Annotated in this window: 1 pseudogene; it reads right to left on the bottom strand. The window is 64.7% G+C overall.

The window, feature by feature from the left end:
- Positions 1 to 194, bottom strand: a pseudogene (locus tag A3E77_RS15470) (alpha/beta fold hydrolase); the annotation flags it as partial.
- Positions 195 to 326 lie beyond the last annotated feature (132 nt).

The raw sequence follows: 326 nt of genomic DNA, 5'->3' as shown, positions 1-326 counted from the left end.
GGCCCCGCGACAAATGCAGCATCGGTCCCGCCATATTTGGCGATCATCGCGTCGCGGTCGGTGTCGGGGGTCAGGAGCAGCAGAAAGCCGGCGACGATGGCGAGCAGGACGGCGAGCGGAATCAGGACCCGCTTGCGCCGAAAGATCGGACGCTGCGGTGGCGGCGGGTCGAAATCATCGTCGTCGGCAATCATCACGCCCCCCTCAAGGCTGCGGCGACCCTAGCGCGCGAAGGCGCGGGGTCAATGCGCGCTATTGATGGATCGAGCGGCGGAATGTTTCGGGCAGGAAGAACAGCCCAATGACCAACGTGATCGCCGCAATGA

It is taken from the genome of Sphingopyxis sp. RIFCSPHIGHO2_12_FULL_65_19 (assembly GCF_001830555.1).
Classification (GTDB): Bacteria; Pseudomonadota; Alphaproteobacteria; order Sphingomonadales; family Sphingomonadaceae; genus Sphingopyxis.
Note: the sequence above shows the minus strand (reverse complement) of the source record. Positions and strands in the feature narration are given on the sequence as shown.